Annotated in this window: 21 protein-coding genes; 11 read left to right on the top strand and 10 right to left on the bottom strand. The window is 30.8% G+C overall.

The genetic code is table 11. The annotated features are described in order from the left end of the window. Window positions 1–882, top strand: an 882-nt coding sequence (locus ELQ10_RS06330; RefSeq protein WP_243833031.1) for a hypothetical protein, incomplete at its 5' end; no start/stop codon positions are given. A 93-nt stretch (window positions 883–975) separates the two neighbouring features. Beyond that, on the top strand, window positions 976–1,746 hold the full coding sequence (locus ELQ10_RS06325; protein WP_044260929.1) for a transporter substrate-binding domain-containing protein: 771 nt from the start codon (window positions 976–978) through the stop codon (window positions 1,744–1,746). Window positions 1,747–1,761: 15 nt separating this feature from the next. Here ELQ10_RS06325 and fliP read toward each other — a convergent pair whose 3' ends face one another. Continuing rightward, window positions 1,762–2,496: a flagellar type III secretion system pore protein FliP gene (fliP, locus tag ELQ10_RS06320; protein ID WP_002852529.1), complete on the bottom strand. Its 735-nt coding sequence runs from the start codon at window positions 2,494–2,496 to the stop codon at window positions 1,762–1,764. Window positions 2,497–2,638: 142 nt separating this feature from the next. Here fliP and glmU point away from each other — a divergent pair, with 142 nt between their 5' ends. The 7 genes from glmU to truA are packed head-to-tail and all read left to right on the top strand — an operon-like array spanning window position 2,639 to window position 8,885. Further along, window positions 2,639–3,928, top strand: coding sequence for a bifunctional UDP-N-acetylglucosamine diphosphorylase/glucosamine-1-phosphate N-acetyltransferase GlmU (gene glmU / locus ELQ10_RS06315; protein ID WP_134250352.1), 1,290 nt, complete (start codon window positions 2,639–2,641; stop codon window positions 3,926–3,928). Beyond that, window positions 3,925–5,079 (top strand): bifunctional phosphopantothenoylcysteine decarboxylase/phosphopantothenate--cysteine ligase CoaBC, encoded by a 1,155-nt coding sequence (gene coaBC, locus ELQ10_RS06310; RefSeq protein ID WP_133401836.1) that lies wholly within the window; start codon window positions 3,925–3,927, stop codon window positions 5,077–5,079. The genes glmU and coaBC overlap by 4 nt, the downstream gene beginning before the upstream one ends. Further along, entirely contained in the window at window positions 5,076–5,693 is a 618-nt protein-coding gene (locus ELQ10_RS06305; RefSeq protein ID WP_002892499.1) for a hypothetical protein, read from the top strand. Before coaBC ends, ELQ10_RS06305 begins: the two co-directional genes overlap by 4 nt. Before the next feature lie 3 nt (window positions 5,694–5,696). Further along, window positions 5,697–6,365, top strand: a complete 669-nt coding sequence (gene uppS, locus ELQ10_RS06300) for a polyprenyl diphosphate synthase (protein ID WP_002852565.1) — start codon at window positions 5,697–5,699, stop codon at window positions 6,363–6,365. Next, window positions 6,362–7,138 (top strand): A24 family peptidase, encoded by a 777-nt coding sequence (locus tag ELQ10_RS06295; protein WP_134250351.1) that lies wholly within the window; start codon window positions 6,362–6,364, stop codon window positions 7,136–7,138. The genes uppS and ELQ10_RS06295 overlap by 4 nt, the downstream gene beginning before the upstream one ends. Beyond that, window positions 7,138–8,163: an LptF/LptG family permease gene (locus ELQ10_RS06290; RefSeq protein WP_002856798.1), complete on the top strand. Its 1,026-nt coding sequence runs from the start codon at window positions 7,138–7,140 to the stop codon at window positions 8,161–8,163. The genes ELQ10_RS06295 and ELQ10_RS06290 overlap by 1 nt, the downstream gene beginning before the upstream one ends. Beyond that, entirely contained in the window at window positions 8,160–8,885 is a 726-nt protein-coding gene (truA, locus tag ELQ10_RS06285; RefSeq protein WP_002857108.1) for a tRNA pseudouridine(38-40) synthase TruA, read from the top strand. Before ELQ10_RS06290 ends, truA begins: the two co-directional genes overlap by 4 nt. Here the strand turns inward: truA and ilvA are convergent. Together ilvA and ELQ10_RS06275 are read right to left on the bottom strand one after the other, a co-directional pair. Further along, the gene (gene ilvA / locus ELQ10_RS06280; RefSeq protein WP_134250350.1) at window positions 8,882–10,093 is read right to left on the bottom strand and encodes a threonine ammonia-lyase; all 1,212 of its coding nucleotides are present in this window, start codon (window positions 10,091–10,093) and stop codon (window positions 8,882–8,884) included. The two genes, truA and ilvA, sit on opposite strands and share 4 nt — an antisense overlap. Continuing rightward, window positions 10,093–10,506 carry a CoA-binding protein gene (locus tag ELQ10_RS06275; RefSeq protein ID WP_134250349.1) on the bottom strand — a complete coding sequence of 138 codons (414 nt, stop codon included), beginning with the start codon at window positions 10,504–10,506 and terminating at the stop codon, window positions 10,093–10,095. Before ELQ10_RS06275 ends, ilvA begins: the two co-directional genes overlap by 1 nt. A gap of 118 nt (window positions 10,507–10,624) precedes the next feature. On the opposite strand from ELQ10_RS06275, the gene ELQ10_RS06270 reads away from it, so the two are divergent. Next, window positions 10,625–11,041 (top strand): membrane protein, encoded by a 417-nt coding sequence (locus ELQ10_RS06270; protein WP_002856751.1) that lies wholly within the window; start codon window positions 10,625–10,627, stop codon window positions 11,039–11,041. On the opposite strand, the gene trmA is transcribed toward ELQ10_RS06270, so the two are convergent. Genes trmA through ELQ10_RS06245 form a run of 5 tightly spaced genes read right to left on the bottom strand, consistent with a single transcriptional unit; the run spans window position 11,028 to window position 18,418 of the window. Further along, window positions 11,028–12,101: a tRNA (uridine(54)-C5)-methyltransferase TrmA gene (gene trmA, locus ELQ10_RS06265; protein WP_134250348.1), complete on the bottom strand. Its 1,074-nt coding sequence runs from the start codon at window positions 12,099–12,101 to the stop codon at window positions 11,028–11,030. The genes ELQ10_RS06270 and trmA overlap by 14 nt on opposite strands. Further along, window positions 12,098–13,831 (bottom strand): Na+/H+ antiporter NhaC family protein, encoded by a 1,734-nt coding sequence (locus ELQ10_RS06260; protein ID WP_002857112.1) that lies wholly within the window; start codon window positions 13,829–13,831, stop codon window positions 12,098–12,100. The genes trmA and ELQ10_RS06260 overlap by 4 nt, the downstream gene beginning before the upstream one ends. Beyond that, the gene (locus tag ELQ10_RS06255; protein WP_134250347.1) at window positions 13,828–14,577 is read right to left on the bottom strand and encodes an SDR family NAD(P)-dependent oxidoreductase; all 750 of its coding nucleotides are present in this window, start codon (window positions 14,575–14,577) and stop codon (window positions 13,828–13,830) included. Before ELQ10_RS06255 ends, ELQ10_RS06260 begins: the two co-directional genes overlap by 4 nt. After that, window positions 14,574–15,812: an ankyrin repeat domain-containing protein gene (locus ELQ10_RS06250; RefSeq protein ID WP_134250346.1), complete on the bottom strand. Its 1,239-nt coding sequence runs from the start codon at window positions 15,810–15,812 to the stop codon at window positions 14,574–14,576. The genes ELQ10_RS06255 and ELQ10_RS06250 overlap by 4 nt, the downstream gene beginning before the upstream one ends. A 59-nt stretch (window positions 15,813–15,871) precedes the next feature. Next, entirely contained in the window at window positions 15,872–18,418 is a 2,547-nt protein-coding gene (locus ELQ10_RS06245) for a bifunctional aconitate hydratase 2/2-methylisocitrate dehydratase (RefSeq protein WP_134250345.1), read from the bottom strand. A 54-nt stretch (window positions 18,419–18,472) separates the two neighbouring features. Here ELQ10_RS06245 and ELQ10_RS06240 point away from each other — a divergent pair, with 54 nt between their 5' ends. Beyond that, the gene (locus ELQ10_RS06240) at window positions 18,473–18,925 is read left to right on the top strand and encodes a methylated-DNA--[protein]-cysteine S-methyltransferase (protein ID WP_133401846.1); all 453 of its coding nucleotides are present in this window, start codon (window positions 18,473–18,475) and stop codon (window positions 18,923–18,925) included. Here the strand turns inward: ELQ10_RS06240 and ELQ10_RS06235 are convergent. Together ELQ10_RS06235 and metG are read right to left on the bottom strand one after the other, a co-directional pair. Next, a complete protein-coding gene (locus ELQ10_RS06235; protein WP_133401847.1) occupies window positions 18,917–19,858 on the bottom strand; it encodes a hypothetical protein in 942 nt (313 codons plus the stop codon). The genes ELQ10_RS06240 and ELQ10_RS06235 overlap by 9 nt on opposite strands. A gap of 3 nt (window positions 19,859–19,861) precedes the next feature. Continuing rightward, window positions 19,862–21,748, bottom strand: coding sequence for a methionine--tRNA ligase (gene metG / locus ELQ10_RS06230; protein WP_133401848.1), 1,887 nt, complete (start codon window positions 21,746–21,748; stop codon window positions 19,862–19,864). Between the last annotated feature and the right edge of the window lie 5 nt (window positions 21,749–21,753).

The following is a 21,753-nucleotide window of genomic DNA, read 5'->3' as shown; positions in this document are numbered from 1 at the left end:
TATATGGGAGAAGATTTTAACAAAGCTGCAGGATTGCCTGAAGATTTTAAGATACATAAATCTACTTTGGATGAGATAGAGAGATTTAATCAACATAATATGGCTAGTGAAACCAGTGGTAATTATTATGATAGTTTTGATATGGCTTCTATTGTTAAATCCCATTATAATAGTTTTAATCAAGTAATAAGTACATTTCCAAATGATAAAACAAGTTTTAGCGAAGCTGATTTAGAGCAATTACCAAAAGGACTAAATGATGGTTGCAATCAAAACAAAGAATATATTGTAACACATATATTTAACGCAGAACAATTTCACGAAGCACAAGCGATTAAGTATTCTACTATGAATTTGGGTATGAACCTTATGAAACTTGACTTTTCTCCGCAAAGCATGGAGCAAGGACCTTCAAATGAAGGCGGATTTAATCCTGATATGTCAGTTTATCCAAAAAATGAAGATGGAAATTATTCTAAAGAAGCTTTGTTTATGAGTTTTTTAAAGTCTTATTCGCCTATTCCATCCTCAAATCAAGTTGTTTTGAGTCCTGAAGCAAAAGTTTTAGAAGCAAAATTTGAGCAAGAAATGAAAGCAAATCCTTCTTTTAGCGTTTCCTTAGATGACATTATGACAGGTAAGGTTGATTTTGCAAGTTTATTAAAAGGTTATGCACAAGATGGTTGGCTTGATGCAGGTATATATGCAATGGAAAAAGGAGTTGAATGGCAAAATGTATACGTAGGCAGTGGAATCTCTTTTGATAGAGAATTTCATCAAGCAAAAGCTAATGGTTGGAAAGCAAGTAATGAAAGTATAAATTCTTTTGCTGATTCTATAATGGATAGACTTAATAATCTTATAGGACAAACTAGGATTTAGAAGTTTTAATTTTTTAAGTTTGAAGCAAATTGCTAATAACAAAATAAGATAAAATTAGTATAATTTTTTTACGAAAAATTTTGAAAGGAAATTATGAAAAAAATTATTTTGATTTTCATCTCTTTTTTTGCTTTAAATTTGAGTGCAAAAGATTTGGTTGTAGGAATGGAGCTTGGATATCCGCCTTTTGAAATGAGCGATAAAACAGGCAAAGCAAGTGGAATTAGTGTGGATTTTTTAGAAGCTTTTGCAAAGAAAAACGGCTATAAACTTGTAGTAAAAAATATCGCTTGGGATGGTTTGATACCTGCTTTAAAAACAGCCAAGATAGATCTTATCATGTCTTCTATGACAATTACCGATGAGAGAAAGAAAGTGGTGGATTTTAGCATTCCTTATGCTAAGGCAAATTTGGCTATTTTAACTCCTTTGAACTCTGATATTACAAATATCAAAGATTTAGATAAAAAGGGCAAAGTTTTGGCTTTAAAGCGTGGTTCTACAGGGCATTTATATGCGGTTAAAAATTTAAAAAATGCAACTATTAATTTATTTGATAAAGAAAATGCTGCTATTTTGGAAGTGATTCAAGGTAAGGCTGATGGATTTTTTTATGATCAACTTACGATTTATCGTACTTGGCAAAAACATCAAGATACAACTAGAGCCATTTTGGCACCTTTTCAAGAAAATCCTGAGTTTTGGGGTATAGCAGTACAAAAAGGCAATGCAAAACTTAAAAAAGAGCTTGATGAATTTATTGCAGAAAGCAAAAAAGATGGGCTTTTTGATTCTTTAGGAGAAAAATATCTTAAAGATGTTAAAGATACTTTTAAAAAGAATAATTTAGAATTCTTTTTCTAAGAAGGATTTTCCTTCTTAGGTTACAAAGCTTTCCACAAGCCTTTGCACTAGCAAATTCCATCCATCCACTAATACAAAAATTAAGAGTTTAAAAGGTAAAGAGATCATAGTAGGAGGTAGCATCATCATACCCATAGCCATTAAAACTGAGCTTACAACCATATCTATGACTAAAAAGGGTAGGTAGATTAAAAACCCTATTTCAAAAGCAGTTTTAAGCTCTGAAATCATAAAAGCAGGAACTAAAACCGTAAGGGGAACATCATCTATGGTTTTGGGATTGGGTAGATTGCGTATGCGATAAAAAAGGGCTAAATCTTTTTCTCGAGTATTTTTAAGCATAAAATCTTTAAAAGGCTTTGCTCCTTTTATAAAAGCCTCTTCATAGCCTATTTTTTCTGCTAAATAAGGTTTTATACCTTCATTATAGGATTTTGTAGCTACAGGTTCCATGATAAAAAAAGTTAAAATTAAAGCCAAGGTTACTAAAATAGTGTTAGGTGGCATACTTTGCGTCCCCATAGCTTGTCGCAAAAATGAAAATACCACAATAAGACGCAAGAAAGAAGTCATAACAAAAACTATACTTGGAGCGAGTGCAAGTATGGTTAAAACAATCACTATATTTAAAGTAGTAACAAGCTGATTAGGTGTATTGGGTGCACTTAAGCTTAAATTTACTGTAGGGATAGTTGCTTCAGCAGCAAATAAGCTCATGCTTAAAAGTAAAAATAATAATATTTTTTTCAAAATTTAAAAACCTTTTTTTGTTTTTTACTAAAGAAATTTAAATTTTATCTTTTGATGACTAAAAACTAGTTTAAGGGTATTAGGATTTTAACTTTAAACTGCTAAAATAGTCTTTTAGACTTCTTAATAACAAAGGTAAAAAATGAAAACTTCTATTTTGATTTTAGCGGCAGGATTAGGCACTAGAATGAAATCACAAAAGCCAAAGGTTTTGCAAGAGCTTTGTCAAAAAAGTATGATTTTACACATTTTAAAAAAGGCTTTTGCTTTAAGTGATGATGTCAGTGTAGTTTTATCGCATCAAAAAGAACGCGTTGAAAAAGAAATTTTAGAATATTTTCCAAAAACACAAATTTTAGAGCAAGACTTGCAAAATTATCCAGGAACTGCGGGAGCTTTAAGGGGGTTTGAGCCTAAAAATGAAAGAGTGTTGATTCTTTGTGGTGATATGCCTTTGGTTGAGCAAACAAGTTTGGAAGCTTTGTTGAGTAATAATGCAAAATTAAATCTAGCAGTTTTTAAAGCAAGAGATCCTAAAAGTTATGGCAGAGTGGTGATAAAAAACGATAGCGTTGAAAAAATTGTTGAATTTAAAGATGCAAATACACAAGAAAAAGAGATAAATACTTGCAATGCTGGGGTTTATGTGATTGACTCTAGGCTTTTAAAAGAGCTTTTACCTTTGATTGATAACAATAATGCGGCAAAAGAGTATTATTTAACCGACATTGTAAAACTAGCAAAAGAAAAAGATGTGATGATTAAAGCGGTTTTTGTAGATGAAGATGAATTTATGGGGATTAATGATAAATTTGAACTCAGTATAGCTGAAAATTTCATGCAAGAAAAAATTAAAAAATACTGGATGCAACAGGGTGTGATTTTTCATTTACCGCAAAGCACTTTTATAGGTACAGATGTTGAATTTATGGGTGAATGCGAAGTATATGAAAATGTAAGGATAGAGGGTAGAAGTAAGATTATAAACTCTATCATTAAAAGTTCAAGCGTGATAGAAAATTCCATTGTAGAAAATAGCGATGTAGGGCCTTTGGCACATTTGCGTCCAAATTGTGAGTTAAAAAACACTCATATAGGAAATTTTGTAGAATGCAAAAATGCAAAGTTAAATACCGTAAAAGCAGGGCATTTGAGCTATTTGGGAGATTGTGAGATAGATAGTGGAACCAATATAGGCTGTGGGACTATTACATGCAATTATGATGGGGTAAAAAAGCATAAAACCATCATAGGAAAAAATGTTTTTGTAGGTTCTGATACGCAATTTATCGCACCTGTAAAAATCGAAGATGAAGTGATCATAGCAGCAGGAAGCACAGTAAGTGTTAATGTGGAAAAAGGTGCTTTGTTTATCAATAGAGCAGGGTATAAAATGATAAAAGATTATTATTATAAGAAATTTCAAAAATGAAAACCATACTTTTAGCCATTAGTGGCAGTATAGCTTTTTATAAATCTTATGAGCTTATTTCTTCGTTTAAAAAAGAAGGCTTTAGGGTGAAAGTTTTGCTTTCTAATGGTTTGTTAAAATTTGCTAGCAAAATGAGTTTTGAAGCTTTGGTTGATGAAGTTTTATGCGAGGAAAATGAAAGTTGGCAAAACTCAAACAATCACATAGCTTTTAGCAAGGACGCAGACCTTGTTTTATTTGCTCCTGCAAGTGTTAATTCTATCAATAAACTTGCTTTTGGTATAGCGGATAATCTTTTTATCCAAACCTTAATCGCAGCAAATAAACCTCTTATCATTGCTCCTGCGGCAAATACAAATATGTTTCATCATTTTAGCACGCAAAATTCTTTAAAGATACTTAAAGAAAATAAAGCTTTGATTATAGAGCCTATTTGTAAAGTTTTAGCTTGTAAAGATGAAGGCGTAGGAGCCTTAGCTGAAGTTAAGGATATTTTCAATATCACCAAAAGAGAACTTTTAAAAGAAAAGTTTTGGTGTGATAAAAGTGTAGTTATCACAGGTGGCGGCACAAGGGAAAGAATCGATGATGTGCGTTGTGTGAGTAATTTTTCAAGTGGAAAAATGGCAAAGACCATAGCTGATGCTTTTTATTTTTTAGGAGCTAGGGTAAAACTTTTAAGCTCTGTGGAATTTGATACGCCTTATGAGCTTTGCAAATTTGAAAGTTCTAAGGATCTAAAGGAGCTTTTGGATAAAAATTTAAGTCATGACTTTTTGATTATGACGGCTGCGGTAAGTGATTTTATCCCTCAAAGTGTAAAAGGAAAAATTAAAAAAAATGAGCATTTGCAGGGTTTAAATTTGTATCTATCTTTAAATGAAGATTTACTTAAAACTTGCAAATTTCAAGGTAAAAAGATAGGTTTTAAGATGGAATTTGATTCTCAAAATGCCTTAGAAAATGCGAAAAAATCTCTAAAAGATAAACAACTTGATATGGTTTGCCTTAATATCATTGATCAAAAAAATTATTTTGGAAGTGATCAAAATGAACTTTATTTTATCACTTTAAACAATGAAAATAAAAGCACTTTGCAAAGCAAAGAAAAATTGGCATTTGAATTAGTGAAATGGTGTGAAAAATTATGAGTATGATTAATTCTACCTTGCCTATACAAATGAAAGTTTTAGCTAAATCAGGTTATGGACATTATACGCTTTTGTTAAATCACAAAAAGATTCAAACCAAAAGCATGATAGAGCTTGAAATTGGTGCTGAATATTTAGCCGAACTTTATATGCAAAATGGTGGAGTTATACAATTTAAACATCTTTCAAAGCGTCCTAATTTCAAACCTTTTGAAGAGGGATTGGCTTTGATAATCGCTATTTTAGAGGATAAAATTTCTTATAAAAAATTCATTATACAAAATCTTTTAGATTGTAAAGATATAGAGCGTTATCAGATATTAAAAGAAATGCTTTTTGCAAGTTTTGAAAATATTTATCATATTCCTTTTATCTTTGAAAATAAATCTTGCTTATTTCAAATGCGTAAAAGAGCAAAATATTTAGAAATTTACTTATATTTTAGTGTTTTTGGAGCTTTGAAAATTTTAATAGACTCGCAAGGTGTTAGTGTTTTTACACCTTTTGCTAAGGTGCAAAAATTTTTAAACGAACATTTAGATTTTAATGTATCGCAAGAAAACAAGATTGAACCTTTGTTTGTTTTTAAAAGGCTTTTTGATTTTAAAGGATGAAAAATGAATGAATTAAAACACCTTGCTGTTGTTATGGATGGCAATAGGCGCTGGGCTAGGGCTAAGGGTTTTTTGGCAAAACTTGGATATTCCCAAGGAGTCAAAACTATGCAAAAATTGATGGAAGTTTGCATGGAGGAAAATATTTCAAATTTAAGCCTTTTTGCTTTTAGTACGGAAAATTGGAAGCGCCCTAAAGATGAAATTGATTTTATTTTTGAACTTTTAGATCGTTGTTTAGATGAAGCTTTAGAAAAATTTGAAAAAAATAATGTGCGTTTAAGAGCTATAGGTGATTTATCGCGTTTGGAAGATAAAGTAAGAGAAAAAATTACCTTAGTTGAAGAAAAAACAAAGCATTGTGACGCACTTTGTGTTAATTTAGCTATAAGTTATGGTGCAAGAGATGAAATTATAAGAGCTGCTAAGCGTGTGATTGAAAAAAAACTTGAGCTAAATGAAGAAAATTTAACGCAAAATTTAGATTTACCTTTAGATGTGGATTTGATGCTTCGCGTTGGAAATGCCAAAAGGCTTTCAAATTTCTTACTTTGGCAGTGTTCATATGCTGAAATTTATTTTAGTGAAACTTTATTTCCATCTCTTACCAAGAGAGAATTTAAAAGGATTATTAAAGAATTTAGAAATAGAGAAAGAACTTTTGGAAAATGATATTTTTCATAATAATTCTAGGGGCTTGTTCGGGTTCTTTTTGCACAAGTTTGGCAAGTAGGATAATTGAAAAAAAGCCCTTTTTTATCTCGCGCTCTTTTTGTTTTTCTTGCGATACAAAATTAAAATACTATGAAATTATTCCTATTTTTTCTTATATTTTTTTAAAAGCAAAATGTCAAACTTGCAAATGTCATTTGCCTATTTCTTTGTTAATCAATGAAATTTTAGGCATAATTTTGCTTATTTTGGCTTATTCTTTAAGTCAAAATTTTTATGATTTTTTATTTTTATCTCTATTTTTATTTAATCTTTTCTTGCTTTCTTTAATTGATATTAAACTCAAAGCCGTACCACAAATTTTACTTTGGAGCGCTTTTTTATTTGCTTTTTTTTACGCCTTTAGGGAAAGTGAAATTTTACATTTTTTGATTTTTAAAGAGTTTAGCGGAGGTTTTTTGCTAAATGCTTTTAGTTTTGGAGGATTTGTTTTTTTATTAAAAAGTTTGGTTTTTTTTCTAATGAATTTCCGAAAAAAAGATGAAATTTTAGAAAATTTGGGTGATGCTGATATTATCATTATGTCTTGTATAGGTGGAATTTTAGGTTTTGAGTATGGATTTTTAGTATTACTTATAGCTTCTATTTTAACTTTGCCTTTTTTTATTTTTTTTAAAATTAAAGCAATAAAAGAGCAAGAACTTGCTATGATACCCTTTTTAAATATCGCTTTTGTGGCAGTTTTATTTTATAAAAACTTAGGATTATTCTAATGAAGCTTAGTTTAAGATATGTTTTAAATCAATTTTTAAGTACGAATTTGTCTATATTTTTCGTACTTTTTGCTATTGTATCTATGGTGTTTTTTATTCAACTTGCAAAACTTACTTCAAGCATAGAGATTAGTTTTTTGGATCTTTTAAAGCTTTATGGGTTTATGTTGCCTAGAATTTTAATTTTTACCTTGCCTATATCTTTTTTTATTTCTTTAACTTTGGCTTTGTTTAGGCTTTCTAAGGAAAATGAAAGCATAGTACTTTTTACTTTGGGATTTTCACCAATGATTTTGGCAAAATTTTTCCTTAAAATTGCAAGCTTGATTAGTGCTTTTATGCTTGTTGTGGCTTTGGTAATGATACCTATAGTATTTGAACTTCAGGATAACTTTGTAAACTATAAAAGCACTCAAGTGAAATTTAACTACAAAACAGGAGAATTTGGACAAAAATTTTTAGACTGGATGATTTTTATAGAAAAACAAGATAGTGATAAGTATGAAAACATAATTATGTATCGCCCTAAACATAAAGCAGATGATAAAGAACAACTTATCATAGCCAAAGAAGCGCATGTGCAAAGAAAAGATGATAGCTTTGCTTTTAGCTTGAATCAAGGCAAAATGTATAATTTTGAGCAAGGTCAAAGTATTTTTAGTGGAGAATTTGACACTTTAGTAGTAAATACTCAGTTTAATACAGACAATCTTCAAACAAAGAAATTTTATGAATACTGGAATGATTTAAACGAAAATCCACAAAGAGCAAGAGAATTTGTGATTTATACAACTATAGCCTTGTTTCCACTTGCTAGTACGCTTTTTGCGCTTTGTTTTGGTTTGGTTACTTATCGTTATGAAAAAGGCTATGTGTATTTAGGTATGTTTGGAGTGATTGCTATATATTTTGGACTTTTAAGTTCTTTTTCTCAACCTCCAATTTTGGCTTGCCTTGGAATTTTTTCTTTAAGTTTATTTGTTTCGGCTTATTGTTTTAAGAAAATGATTTTGAGTCGTTATTGATGAAAATAAAAATTATATTTTCTTATGATGGCTCTGCTTTTTTAGGTTCTGCTAGTCAGCCTCATAAAAAAGGTGTTCAAGATGCTTTAAGTGGGGCCTTATCGCATTTGGGTATTGTTTCACCTCTTTTGATGGCTTCTCGTACAGATAAAGGAGTACATGCAAGCTATGCTGTAGCTAGTGTGGAGTGTGGAGATCATTTTGTAAATTTAGAATATCTTCAAAAACAGCTTAATAAATTTTCCCATCCTTTTATCCATATCAAAAAAATTGAAAAAGTAAAAGATGATTTTGAAGTAAGATTTGATGTAAAAAGTAGAGAATACCGCTATATATTTTCTCACTCTTCTTATAGTCCTTTTATGGCTTCTTATGTACATTTTTATCCTAAATTTGACTTAGATAAGGCTAACGAGCTTTTGGGTTTTTTTGTAGGAAAAAAGGATTTAAAGTTTTTTTGCAAAAGTGGAGGAGATAATAAAACGACTTTAAGAGAAATTTTTATTGCTAGAGCTTATGCTTATAAAGATTTTAGCATTTTTCATTTTAAAGCTAATGGTTTTTTAAGAGGGCAAATTAGATTAAGCGTAGCAAGTGTTTTAAAGGTTTTAGAAGGAAAAATGAGTGAAAAAGAACTCAAAGAACAGATTGAGGCCAAAAAGCAATACAATCACTTTTTAGCACCGCCAAATGGGCTTTATTTAAGCCGTATATGTTATTAAAAACTTTCATAGAAATTAAAGGCCTTTTGGGTTAAAATTTTTCTTATTTCTTCTTGATGTTCTTTACCTTTGGTTTCTAGGGTAATTGAAATCATCGCATCGCCATAATCAAGCTTGGTAGAAAATCTATCATAGTCGATTTTTACTATATTTGCATTGGCTATTTTTAAGCTATCTGTAAGGTGTAATAATGCCCCAGGTTTATCTACTAAAGTAACATGAATTTGCATTTTTCTGTAAGATTTAAATAAACCTTTTTCTATGATGATATTTAGCATTTGTGCATCGATATTGCCTCCGCTTAAAACTACGCCAATTTTTTTATGATTTTGTGTATTTATTTTTTGATGAAGCAGGGCAGCTACACTTGCAGCTCCTGCGCCTTCAACTATGATTTTATGTTTTTCAAGTAAAAACAATACCGCATTAGCGATTTCTTCATCATCAACTTGGATAAAATCATCTACGCATTCTAAAATAATATTAAAATTAATAGGATTTGCATCACGCACAGCAATACCATCGGCTATAGTGCGTACGCTTTTTGCATTTTTGATTTTTTTAGCATGAAAACTTTCATACATTGCAGGAGCTCCTTTGGCTCCAACTCCGATGATTTTAATGTTTGGATTGATTTGTTTAGCTGCACTTGCGATACCACTTATAAGTCCTCCACCTCCAACAGGTGCGACAATCATATCAAGATCGCTTATTTCATCAAGCATTTCAAGCATCAAAGTTCCTTGTCCTGCCATTACAAATTCATCTTCAAAAGGATGGATAAAACTAAGATTATTTTCTTTAGCATAAGAGGTTGCAAAGGCATAAGCTTCATCAAAATTGTCCCCTTTGAGCATCACCTCTGCTCCTAAGGCTTTTGTAGCAGAAACTTTTAAGAGCGGAGTGGATTCTGGCATTACAATAACTGCTTTAATGCCAAATTTTTTTGCACTAATGGCCACGCCTTGAGCATGGTTTCCCGCACTTGCGGCAATGACTCCATGTTGTTTTTGTTCAGTGCTAAGATTGGCTATTTTATTATAAGCTCCACGAATTTTATAAGCACCTGTAATTTGTAAATTTTCATTTTTAAGATAAATTTCACTTTGACAAATATCACTTAAAAAAGAAGAGTATATGAAAGGAGTTTTGTTTACAAACTCTAAAATTTGTTGTTTTGCTTTGTAAATTTTATTAAGCTCTAACACTATTTTTCCTTTGTTTTAAAATGCGGATATTCTAGCATAATGCAACGATTTTGTATAAAATTTATATCTAATTTTTTACATTCTTCTTTGGCTGTTTCATTACTAATACCAAGTTGAAGCCATAGGTTTTTAATACTTTTTTCAACAAGCTTAGGAAGAATTTCTAGTGCCACTTCGCCTTTTCTAAAAAGTATAAGTGTATCGATTTTTTCTTCTATTTGATCTAAATTTCTATAAACTTTTTCATTTAAAATAAACTCTTCTTTAGGATAAATAGGAAAAATTTTATAATTTTTTCTTTGTAAAAATTCTGCTACCCTATAAGAAGCTTTTGTCTTATCTGGACTTAAAGCAAATATGGCAATATTTTTACTTGCATTTATAATATAAGAGATAGTTTCTTTTTCATTCATTATTAACCTTTGTTTTGGTATTTTATCTTAAATGATTAAAAAATTAACTAAAGTGAATTCAAAAAATGAAAAAAGTGTTATAATATAGCAAATTCCGAAGTTTAATAAGGAGGGAAAAATGGAAGAATTTTATCCATATACTTTAACAATCCATCTTCTTTGTGCTATTTTGTTTATAGGTTATTTGTTTGTTGATGTATTTGTTTTGGGTGTAGTTAAAAAGAAAAATCCTAATTTTGACAAAAGTCTTTTTAGTGCTACTGGGGTTAAAATAATGCCTTTTGTGGTTCTTTTGCTTTTTTTAAGCGGAGGTGCTTTGGCAGGTTTTCATTTCAAACCTTTAAATTTACTTTTTGCTGTAAAAATTATTTTGGCTTTTGGAATTTTATCTTTAGTTGTTTTTTCTTTATTTTGTCATTTTATATTAAAGAAGAAAAATCCACTCGGTGCTTTTATCCACCCTTTTGTATTTGTGCTTTGTATCGCGATAGTAATACTGGCTAAATTAATGAATTATTTTTTTATACCTTGCTAAGAAATACTCCGCATTCAAGATGTGGAGTATTGACAAATTGATCAAAAAGAGCAAACTCTTCCACTCTATGTGTTAGGCTTAATTCTTTTAAATTTTCTTTTAAAGTGATAGGATTACAAGAAATATAAATAATATTTTCATATTTTTTTATTAAGTCAATTACGCTTTTATCAAGTCCTGCACGGGGTGGATCAACTAAAACATGAGAGAAATTAAAATCATCCAATCGAATATCTTTTAAACGAAAAAATTCTCTTTCTTTTTTGATAGCAAGACTTAATTCTTCGCTTGAAAGTCTTGCAAAGTAGATATTTGTTGTATTGTTAAGCTCGCAATTTTTTAAAGCAAAATTAATATTGCTTTTTGAAATTTCAGTGGCTAAAACTTTAAAAAAGAATGGTGCTAAAGCTAAAGTAAAATTTCCATATCCACAGTAAAGCTCAAGTAAATCCATTCTTTTTTGAGTATTTAAAATTTCACACACCCAAGTAATCATTTTTTCATTTATAGCAGTATTAGGCTGAATAAAACAATCGTTGTTAAATTCATAAAATATTTTTCTATCTTGAATATTTAAAGTTTGTCTTAGATTTTCTGTTTTAAAAATAAGTTTTTTGCCTTTACTTCTTGCTATAAGGTTGATATGAAGAATATTACTTAAATTTTCTAAATTTGACTTTATATCTTCTATATTTTTATGATAGAGTAAGGTTACGCTAAGTTCTTGCTTTGTGGTTAAAAACTCCACGCCAAAAAGTTTTTCTTTTAATTTATTATCTTGACGCAAGTATTCTAGAAGTTTTGGCATAAAAGCACAAATTTTTTCATCAGCAAAATCTAAATATTCTATAATGTACTTTTTTTTGCTTTTTGGATCAAACATTGCATAAAAAAGCGTATCGTTTTCATGATAAAATGAAAGTTCAGCTCTTGTACGATAATGTTTATCTTTTGAGGCAAAAAGTTTAAAATCCTTTGTATAAAATTCTTTAAAATATTTTTTTATGAAAGAGTGTTTTTCATCTAAAGTGAGAAAATTTCCAAAATTTTCAAGACTCATGGAACTTTCTTTCCGATGAGTCTTAATAAAAGCGCAATAAGTATGAAATTTAAAGGCAAGACAAACCAAACGCTAAGTCCTAAAGATACAGGAATATATCCAGCGATTAAAGAAATACCACAGATAAATAAAGCATAAGGAATTTGTGTTCTTACATGCTCCATATGATCGCATTTTGCACTCATAGATGAAAGGATTACATTATCTGAAATTGGTGAGCAATGGTTTCCAAAAATCGCACCTGTTAAAACGCAGCTTATATTAATAACCATATAATGATGCATAGCATTTGCATCCATACCATTGATTTTGGCGATTTCATGAGCTAAAGGCACAGCCAAAGGCATTAAAATCCCCATAGTTCCATAGCTTGTTCCTATGGCAAAAGAAATGGCTGAAGCAAAAGCAAAAATAGTAGCAGGTAAAATAAACTCAGGCAATTTATCTGCAAGCAAACTAGTGATAAATAAAGAAGTTCCTAGATCTTTTACTATACTTGAAAGCGACCAAGCAAATAAAAGCAATACTATAGTAAAAATCATGGTTTTCCAGCCATATATCCAAGTTTCTACCGCTTCTTTAAGATTGAAAATTTTACGACGCACTCCGATAAAAATCGCTACAATAGCAGCAAACAAAGCAGCTTGGAATAACACCACAGAAGAATCAGCATTTCCAAAAGCAGCCCTAAAAGTTTCAAAAGACAAAGGATTAGCACTTGCTTTTGCAAGTTCTTCGCCTTCTAAAGTGCTAAGTCCATTAAAATAAAATCCTAATATAGCTAAAATGATTAAAGTAAAAATAGGAACAATAGCATCAAAAGCACGAATTTTAATACCTTCTTTTGGTGCTAAAAACTGATCTTCTAATTCAGCAGTATCTAGTGTGCCTGATTTAGGTAGAGGTGCAATTTGTCCTGTGGTTCTTGCACGCACTTCAGCCTTGTACATAGAACCAAACTCACGCCCCATGATTGCAGTCATGACTACAAAAAAAAGCATGAAGATATTATAAAAACGATAAGGTATGGTTTCGACAAAAATTCCAAAAGCACTAATATCGCTAATGCCTATGTGTTCATAAGCGGTTTTAATTAAGGAAACTTCTAAGCCTATCCAAGTAGAAATTACAGCTATTCCTGCCACAGGAGCTGCAGTAGAGTCGATAATAAAGGCAAATTTTTCACGAGAAATTTTAAATTTATCCGCCAAAGGACGCATAATTGGACCTACGATCAGTAAATTAGCATAATCATCAAAAAATATTAAAAGCCCTAAAAACCAAGTGTTAACTTGAGCTGATACAGCTGATTTGGCTCTTTTGGCAAATTTCAATGCTACAGCTTTTGCACCACCCATTTTTGTGATAAGTGCCACAAGACCACCTATACAAAGAATTTGTAAAATGATTCCTGCATTTACTGGATCTGAAGTTGAACCTAAGATATAAGAAATAATCTTTGAAAAAGATTCTACTGCAGTATTATAAAAATTTACAAAAGCTAAATGTTGTGCTTTGAAAATATTTGCAGAAAGACTGAGCAGAAAAGTTCCACTTAAAACTCCAGCAAAGAGTGACAAAATAACATCTTTTGTGATAAAGGCTAAAGCAATAGCAACTAAAGGCGGTATAAGTGTAAAAGCTCCAAATAAATTAGCATTTGCAGCTGCTTCTGAGGAGTTTGCAAATGCAACTAAAGGTAAAAACAATAAAACTAAAAATTTATTCATTCATCTCTTTCTATATAAAATCCATTCCAAGTTTGTGTTACCGGCATAAGCTCGATTTCGTTAACATTAATATGGCTTGGTAGGTTAATGATAGACATTACCACTTTGGCAATATCATTAGCACTGATAAATTGCGTATTTTCATACACTGCATCAGCTTTTTGGATATCTCCTTTAAAACGCACTTCACTAAATTCAGTTTTGCAAAGTCCTGGAGCAATGTTTGTTACTTTGATATTGCTTCCTCTAAGATCATTTCTTAAGGCTAATGAAAATTGTCCTACAAAGGCTTTGGTTCCACAATACACATTGCCTCCAAAATAAGGATTTCTTCCTGCAACCGAACCTAAGTTAAAAATATAAGCATTTTTTTGTTTACGAAGTATAGGAATAACAGCTTTTGCAACATATAAAAATCCTTTGATGTTTGTATCAATCATAGTGTTAATATCTTCAAGGTTTAATTTATCAAATTCATCTACCCCTAAAGCTAAACCTGCATTATTAAAAAGCACATCAATTTCTTGAAATTCTTTGGGTAAATTTTCAATAGCCTCAAAGATTTCTTTTTGATTTCTTACATCTATGCAAAGCGTGTAAATCTTATCTTTGTGAGTATTTTTTAACTCTTCTAGACGCTCTTTGCGTCTAGCAAGGGCGATTACTTTGTAGCCTTCTTGTATAAAAGCTTCAACGCAAGCTCTACCAAAACCTGAACTAGCTCCTGTAATAAATGCGGTTTTCATTCTAAACTACCTCCGTAAAATAGATTTTCGTTTGCTTTTAAACCCAAGCTTTTTAGGTAATCAGCATTTTCTTTTTTACCTGCTGATAGCGCAAAGTCGAGTGCATTAAAACCAAGATCATCAACAGCATTAAAATTTGCTCCTTTTGAAATAAGAAGTTTTAAAATTTCAACATTTCCATAGGCTGCAGCATGCATTAAAACATTTTTTGAAGTGTGCTCTAGAGCACAAAATGTAATAAAATAAGGCGTATTTGAACCTATGTTCGCACTTAATGCTAATTTTTCATTGTTATTAATATATTTTTGATTAACATTTGCTCCATTATTAAGAAGTAGTTTTATGATATCAAGACGATTAAACTCTATGGCATAAAAAAGTGGGGTTTTACCAAAGGCATTGGCTTGATTAACATTTGCTCCATTTTGGATTAAAAAGTTTGTATTTTCATAATTTTCCAATGCATAAAAAATAGCACTTTCATAACCTTCGTCAATCCTAGCACCAAAACGAATCAAAAGTTCTAAAATTTCTTTTTCTCTTTGATTTAAAAGCGCTGCTTGCAAGGCTATAGTAAGATCATCTTGGCTTGGATTATTTGAAAAAATAAAATCTTGTATATAAGATACTGAATAATTTTTATTTGACATTATTTTTGCTAAAGGAGTAATGTCTTTGTAAATTTTTGTTTCACCAACAGCCCAATTTAAAAATTCGTTTAAGGCATTGCTAGTATAGTAAATATTACTACCTTTGTCAAAATTAAAATTACTTTCAAAATACTTTTCTAAAGGTTCTATAGCATTGTTATATTCTTTCCAAAAAGCTTTGTAAAGTCTAAAATTTCCTATACTTTGATATGCCCAATATCTAAAATAAGATTTTAAAATATCATATTTTTTTTCTAAATTTTCGGGTGTATCTAAAGTTTTTTGATAAGCGATGGGATCGATAGCTATTTTTAATAATAAAAAATCAAATTGTTGTAATTTGGGCAAATAAGCCACACCATTACAAGAGCTATTGCTTCCGCGAATTTCATTGGAAATCGCATAGAGTTTTTTTGTAAAATCTTGATTTTTTAAAGATTCTTTACAGCTTGAAGCTATATTTAAATAATCTAAATTTGAACTTTCATTTAGCAATGTTTTATTATTTTTAATGTTGTCGCAGTTAATGGCATCGCTAGCCATTAAACTTGCAAAACAACAAAAGGAAGTGAATAATAACTTCAATATTTTTCCTTTGAAAATTTTAATTTTGTTATTTAATCCAAATAAGTATTAAATTTGAATTAATTTTCAAGTTTGAAATTTTCAATCTCATTAAAATTTAAATATCTATAGATATTTGCCTTATGCTCATCACTTAGTTTTTCGCTGACAATTTGTAAGTATTCTTCCTTGCTTGGAATTTTACCCAAAATCGCACAAACTGCTGCAAGTTCTGCACTGCCTAAATATACTTTAGCACCCATTCCCATACGGTTGTCAAAATTTCTTGTAGAAGTTGAGAAAACTACAGCTCCATCATTTACTCTAGCTTGATTACCCATACACAAAGAACAACCAGGAACTTCTATTCTAGCACCTGCTGCACCAAAGATGCTGTAATAACCTTCATTAGTAAGTTGTGCTTTATCCATTTTTGTTGGAGGCACTACCCAAAGTCTGGTTTTAAGTATGCCTTTATCTTTTAAAATTTCTCCCAAAGCTCTATAATGTCCTATATTTGTCATACAAGAGCCTACAAAAACTTCATCTATATTTTTTGGACGCTTATCATCGGCTAAAATTTCACTCAAGGTTGCCACATCATCAGGGTCATTTGGACAAGCTAGGATTGGTTCTTTAATGTCATTAAGGTTAATATCTATAATATAAGCGTATTTTGCATCTTTATCTGCTCTTAAAAGAGTAGGGTTTTTAAGCCATTCTCTCATTTTTTCAGCCCTTCTAGCAAGGGTAGCTTTATTCTCATATCCTGCTTCTATCATAGCTTCAATTAAAGAAATGTTGGATTTGATATATTCGCTTACACTTTCTATGCTTAAATCCACACTACAAGCAGCGGCAGATCTTTCAGCGCTTGCATCGCTGAGTTCAAAAGCTTGTTCGACTTTTAAGTTTGGCAAGCCTTCTATTTCTAAAATTTTTCCTGCAAAAATATTTTTCTTATTTTTCTTTTCAACAGTAAGTTGTCCTTGTTTGATTGCATAATAAGGTATAGCATTAACCAAATCTCTTAAGGTAACTCCAGCTTGTAATTCCCCACTAAAACGCACTAAAACACTTTCAGGTACATTTAAAGGCATAGAGCCAGTAACCGCAGCAAAAGCTACAAGTCCGCTTCCTGCAGGGAAAGAAATTCCTATAGGAAAGCGCGTATGAGAATCTCCACCTGTTCCTACGGTATCTGGCAATACAAAACGATTAAGCCAAGAGTGGATAACCCCATCACCTGGTTTTAAACTCACCCCACCACGACTTGTCATGAAATTGGGTAAAGTTTTATGTAAATTTGAATCGCTTACTTTTGGATAAGCAGCTGTATGGCAAAAGCTTTGCATAACAAAGTCTGCGTTAAAACCTAAGCTTGCAAGCTCTTTAATTTCATCTCTAGTCATAGGACCTGTAGTATCTTGAGAGCCTACAGTTAAAGTCATAGGTTCTATATACATACCTGGACGCACACCTTCAACTCCACAGGCACGACCTAGCATTTTTTGAGCCAAGGTATAACCACCGCTTGAAGATTTAGGTTGTTCAGGCTTGGTAAAGATGTTTTCACTTTCCATTCCTAAAAATTCTCTAGCTTTAGCACAAAGCCCACGACCTATGATAAGTGGGATTCTTCCTCCTGCTCTAACTTCATCTAAGAGAGTGTTTGGACTGAGTGTAAATTCTGCAATTGTAGAGCCATTTTTTATGATTTTTCCCTCATAAGGATGAATTTCAAACTCATCGCCCATTTCTAAGTTTGTTACATCACAGATGATAGGTAAAGCCCCACTATCTTGAGCAGTGTTAAAGAAAATCGGTGCTATGGTTGAACCCATTACTATACCACCGCTGTGCTTGTTTGGTACCCCTTCTATTTCTTTTCCTAAGTGCCATTGTATAGAATTTATTGCTGATTTTCTACTCGAACCTGTTCCTACAACATCACCTACATAAACCACTTCGCGACCGCTTTTTTTAAGCTCTTTGATTTTTTCTAAGGATCCTGCTTGTCTTACCTTTAGCATGGCATTTGCATGCAAAGGAATATCGCTTCTTGTAAAAGCATCTCCTGCAGGGCTTAGATCATCGGTATTTGTTTCCCCTGCTACTTTAAAAACTATACATTTAATCACTTGAGGTAATTTTTCTTTTTTGTTAAACCAGTCCGCATTTGCCCAGCTTTGTAAAACTTCCCTAGCGTGTGGATTGTTTTTGCTAAGTTCAGCTATGGTATGAAAATTATCATGAACAAAAATAATATTTTTCAACACTTCTGCAGCATCTTTGGCTATGTTTTCATCTTTTAAAGCATCGATTAAAACTTTAACATTATATCCGCCTAACATAGTTCCAAGCATTCTTAAGGCTCTTTTTTTGTCTATATTTGGAGCACTGATTTTGCCTTTAAGTATAGAATCTAAAAATTCACATTTTACTAAAGCTGCATCATCAACACCAGGATTTACTCTATTTTCTAAAAGATTTGCAAGCTCTTCATTATTTTCATTTTCAAGTAGTTTACAAAGTTCTTTAGTTTGATTTGCATTTAAAGGAAGGGGTGGTATACCCAAAGCGGCTCTTTCTTCAACAAGTTTATTGTATTCTTGCATAAAAGACATTTTCTACTCCTTAAATATTTTTTATTATAATTGTAGCTCTTTGAAGGATAAAAAATGTTTAAAGTTTATTATAAAATGCCTTTATGTTACCTATCTTTACATAGTGATGGAAAATTTTTAACTAGAGTCGATTTTTGTGATAATAAAAGATCAGAAAAAAATTGTAGTTTGCTTGACTTAGCAAAATATGAACTTGATTTATATTTTACTCATAAGCTTAGAAAATTTAGCATTCCTGTTTTGATACAAGGTACAGATTTTGAATCAAAGGTTTATAGGGCTTTAATGAAAATTCCTTATGGCAAAATAGCTACTTATAAAGATATAGCAGAAAAAATTAATCATCCAAAAGCTTTTAGAGCTGTCGGAAATACAAATTCTAAAAATCAAATTCCTATTTTTATACCTTGTCATAGAGTTATTGCAAGTAATGGCATAGGAGGATATAATGGAGGGCTTGAAATAAAAAGATTTTTGCTTGAAAATGAAGGAGTGAATTTAAAATAAGCTTGGGGTTTGATTTTCTTTGTTTTCAAATTCTTGTTCAAAAATATCATAATTTTCAAGAATTAAACAATATTTAAAATTTTTTAATTTTCTTAAATCTGAAAGCTGATTATAGGAAAAATCACAAAATAAAGAATTTTTAGAAGCAATTTTAAAGTCTTTTATGTTTTTAAATTTTTCTTTCCAGAATTCAAAGGTATTTTGGTTATTACTTACAATAAACGCTTGAGAGCTTGAACCAAAAGGAGTGATTTCAAATTTATCATCAATAAAATAAATTTTAAAATCATCAATCTTATTAAAATCAAATATTATTTTTTGACTTTTTTCTTTTAAAAAAGAAATAATTTTTGCAAAACTATTTGCGTAAAAAAAAGGCAAATTAAGATTTTTAAAATATAAATTTTCACAAATCAAAGTTGTAAAAAAGAAGCTAGATCGCGATAATAAGGTAAAATTAGCATCTTTTAGACTATGAGAATAGGCGCAAAGTTTATTTAAGTAATTTTCTTCACAGTAGCAAAAAATTTCACCCTTTTTTGCTTTGATTAGTTTTTCAAAATCAGCAAAAATATTTCCTTTTAAAATGTTAAAATAAAAAGCCTTGCAAAGACTTAGTTCGTAAGATTTAAAAAGTAAAAATTCACATTCTTTATCTTCACAAAAAAAGCGTAAAAATCTTACAAGAGCTTGTTCTAGATTTTCTACTCTAAAGTAAAAAATGTCTTTATCTTCAATAGTAATGTCATTTTCTGCAATTATAGCATAAGCGCCTTTTTTTACAGCTTGGGTAATTTCTTTTTTATCGTTATTAAAGAAGGCAAAGCCTGCTTTAAGTTCGTTTAAATTTATGGCAAAACCTTCCACGCTTAAAACGCTACCTTCATGAATGAGTGTCGCGTTTAAAAGTTCACCTAAATTGCTAATTTGCATATTTTAGCCTACTAAAGAACCGTTTTGCACAAGTTGTTCAGGGGTGATTAAAACAAGTTTATCTCCGCTTTTTGCAGAAAGTATCATACCATCGCTTTCATGTCCAAAAATTTTAGCTTTTTTAAGATTGCTTATAATGCAAACTTGTTTACCGATTAAATCACTGGCTTTATAGTGTTTTGCTATGCCTGAGAGTACTTGACGGATTTCTTTATCGTCAAGTTCGAGTTGAAATTTCAAAAGTTTTTCACTCCCTTCTATATTTTGACAATCAAGCACCTTAGCGACTTTGATTTCAATTTTTGCAAAATCATCGATTTTTATTTTAGGACTTTCTTCTTTTTTAGGTTCTTCTTTAATTTCTTGTTTTAAAAGAGCTTTTTCTACTTTTGGAAATAAAGCTTCGCAAGGATTTGCTTTAAAATCTAAAAGTTCATTATCAAGTATCATTTTTGCGTAATTTGTAGATGAAATTTCAAAATTTAAAGCTAAAGCCACTTTTTCACAGGACTTTGGTAGAGTAGGGCTTAATAAAAGGCTTGTTTTGGCTAAAATATTTGCACAAAGTGCAACTAAAGCGTTAGCTTGTTCGTGTTTGTTTTCTTTGATTAAATTCCAAGGTTCGTATTTGCTAATAGCTAAATTTGCTACGCTTAAGGCTTTAAAAAGTTCTTCTAAATAACGATTACACTGTAAGTTTTCTAAAAATTCTACTGCTAAATTTAAGTGTTCTTTTGCTTGATTTAATTCAGCATTGTAAAATTTTAAAACACCTTCTTTTGAAATATTTCCTTGAGAATATTTTGTACTCATACCTATAATGCGATTAAGTAAATTCCCAAATTCATTGCTTAGTTCAGCATTGATACGATTTATCAGCATATTTTCGCTAAAATCCCCATCATTACCAAAAGGTACTTCTCTAAGCAAGAAATATCTAAAAGCTTCGCTTCCGTAGGCATCAACTACTTCTTTAGGTTTTACAACATTGCCTTTAGATTTGCTCATTTTTTCGCCTTCTTTAGTCCACCAGCCATGTGCACCTATAAATTTAGGTAAAGGTAAATCCACGCTCATTAAAAAAGCTGGCCAATAAATGGCATGAAAACGCAAAATATCTTTTCCTACTAAATGCACATGCGCAGGCCAAAATTTAGCATTTTCTCCCTTGCTTTGAAAATCAAGAGAGCTTATATAGATAAAAAGTGCGTCAAGCCATACATAAATAATATGTTTATCATCATTAATTTCTTGAGGCAGTTTAATCCCCCAATCAAAACTTGTTCTTGTAATGGAAAGATCTTTAAGGCCGCTTTGGACAAAATTTATAAGTTCGTTTTTTTTGTTTTTTGGTAGGATGGGATCTTTTTCTTCATACCATTGTAAAATTTTATCTTGGTATTTTGAAAGTTTAAAAAAATAGCTTTCTTCTTTTAAAATCGTAGTGTTTTTGCCACAATCTGGACAAGAACAATCATTGATAAGCTGACTTTGAGTAAAAAAGCTTTCGCAAGAAATACAATAGTGTCCTTCGTATTCATCTTTATAAATATCGCCTTTTTGCCACATTTTTAAAAACATAGCTTTAACAAATTCAATATGCCTTGTATCAGTTGTTCTTGCGTAAATATCATAGGTGATTTCAAATTCATCCCATAATTTTTTAAATTCAAAACTGATTTTATCAGCATATTCTTGAGGAGTGGAATTTCTTAGTTTGGCAGCTTCTTCGATTTTTTGTCCATGCTCATCTGTTCCTGTTAGAAATCTTGTTTCATGTCCTTGCAAACGATAAAATCTTGCTAAAGTATCGGCTATGATGGTAGTATAAGCATGACCTAAATGAGGCACATCATTTACATAATAAATTGGTGTTGTAATATAACGCATTTTTT

Origin of the sequence: Campylobacter sp. US42a, assembly GCF_004379055.1 — a bacterium.
GTDB lineage: Bacteria > Campylobacterota > Campylobacteria > Campylobacterales > Campylobacteraceae > Campylobacter_D > Campylobacter_D jejuni.
Note: the sequence above shows the minus strand (reverse complement) of the source record. Positions and strands in the feature narration are given on the sequence as shown.

Bases quoted from the DNA above. Each gene is read 5' to 3' on its own strand.
- ELQ10_RS06325 (WP_044260929.1), top strand. From the start codon at position 976: ATGAAAAAAATTATTTTGATTTTCATCTCTTTTTTTGCTTTAAATTTG.
- glmU (WP_134250352.1), top strand. From the start codon at position 2,639: ATGAAAACTTCTATTTTGATTTTAGCGGCAGGATTAGGCACTAGAATG.
- coaBC (WP_133401836.1), top strand. From the start codon at position 3,925: ATGAAAACCATACTTTTAGCCATTAGTGGCAGTATAGCTTTTTATAAA.
- ELQ10_RS06305 (WP_002892499.1), top strand. From the start codon at position 5,076: ATGAGTATGATTAATTCTACCTTGCCTATACAAATGAAAGTTTTAGCT.
- uppS (WP_002852565.1), top strand. From the start codon at position 5,697: ATGAATGAATTAAAACACCTTGCTGTTGTTATGGATGGCAATAGGCGC.
- ELQ10_RS06295 (WP_134250351.1), top strand. From the start codon at position 6,362: ATGATATTTTTCATAATAATTCTAGGGGCTTGTTCGGGTTCTTTTTGC.
- ELQ10_RS06290 (WP_002856798.1), top strand. From the start codon at position 7,138: ATGAAGCTTAGTTTAAGATATGTTTTAAATCAATTTTTAAGTACGAAT.
- ELQ10_RS06275 (WP_134250349.1), bottom strand. From the start codon at position 10,506: ATGAATGAAAAAGAAACTATCTCTTATATTATAAATGCAAGTAAAAAT.
- ELQ10_RS06270 (WP_002856751.1), top strand. From the start codon at position 10,625: ATGGAAGAATTTTATCCATATACTTTAACAATCCATCTTCTTTGTGCT.
- trmA (WP_134250348.1), bottom strand. From the start codon at position 12,101: ATGAGTCTTGAAAATTTTGGAAATTTTCTCACTTTAGATGAAAAACAC.
- ELQ10_RS06260 (WP_002857112.1), bottom strand. From the start codon at position 13,831: ATGAATAAATTTTTAGTTTTATTGTTTTTACCTTTAGTTGCATTTGCA.
- ELQ10_RS06255 (WP_134250347.1), bottom strand. From the start codon at position 14,577: ATGAAAACCGCATTTATTACAGGAGCTAGTTCAGGTTTTGGTAGAGCT.
- ELQ10_RS06245 (WP_134250345.1), bottom strand. From the start codon at position 18,418: ATGTCTTTTATGCAAGAATACAATAAACTTGTTGAAGAAAGAGCCGCT.
- ELQ10_RS06240 (WP_133401846.1), top strand. From the start codon at position 18,473: ATGTTTAAAGTTTATTATAAAATGCCTTTATGTTACCTATCTTTACAT.
- ELQ10_RS06235 (WP_133401847.1), bottom strand. From the start codon at position 19,858: ATGCAAATTAGCAATTTAGGTGAACTTTTAAACGCGACACTCATTCAT.
- metG (WP_133401848.1), bottom strand. From the start codon at position 21,748: ATGCGTTATATTACAACACCAATTTATTATGTAAATGATGTGCCTCAT.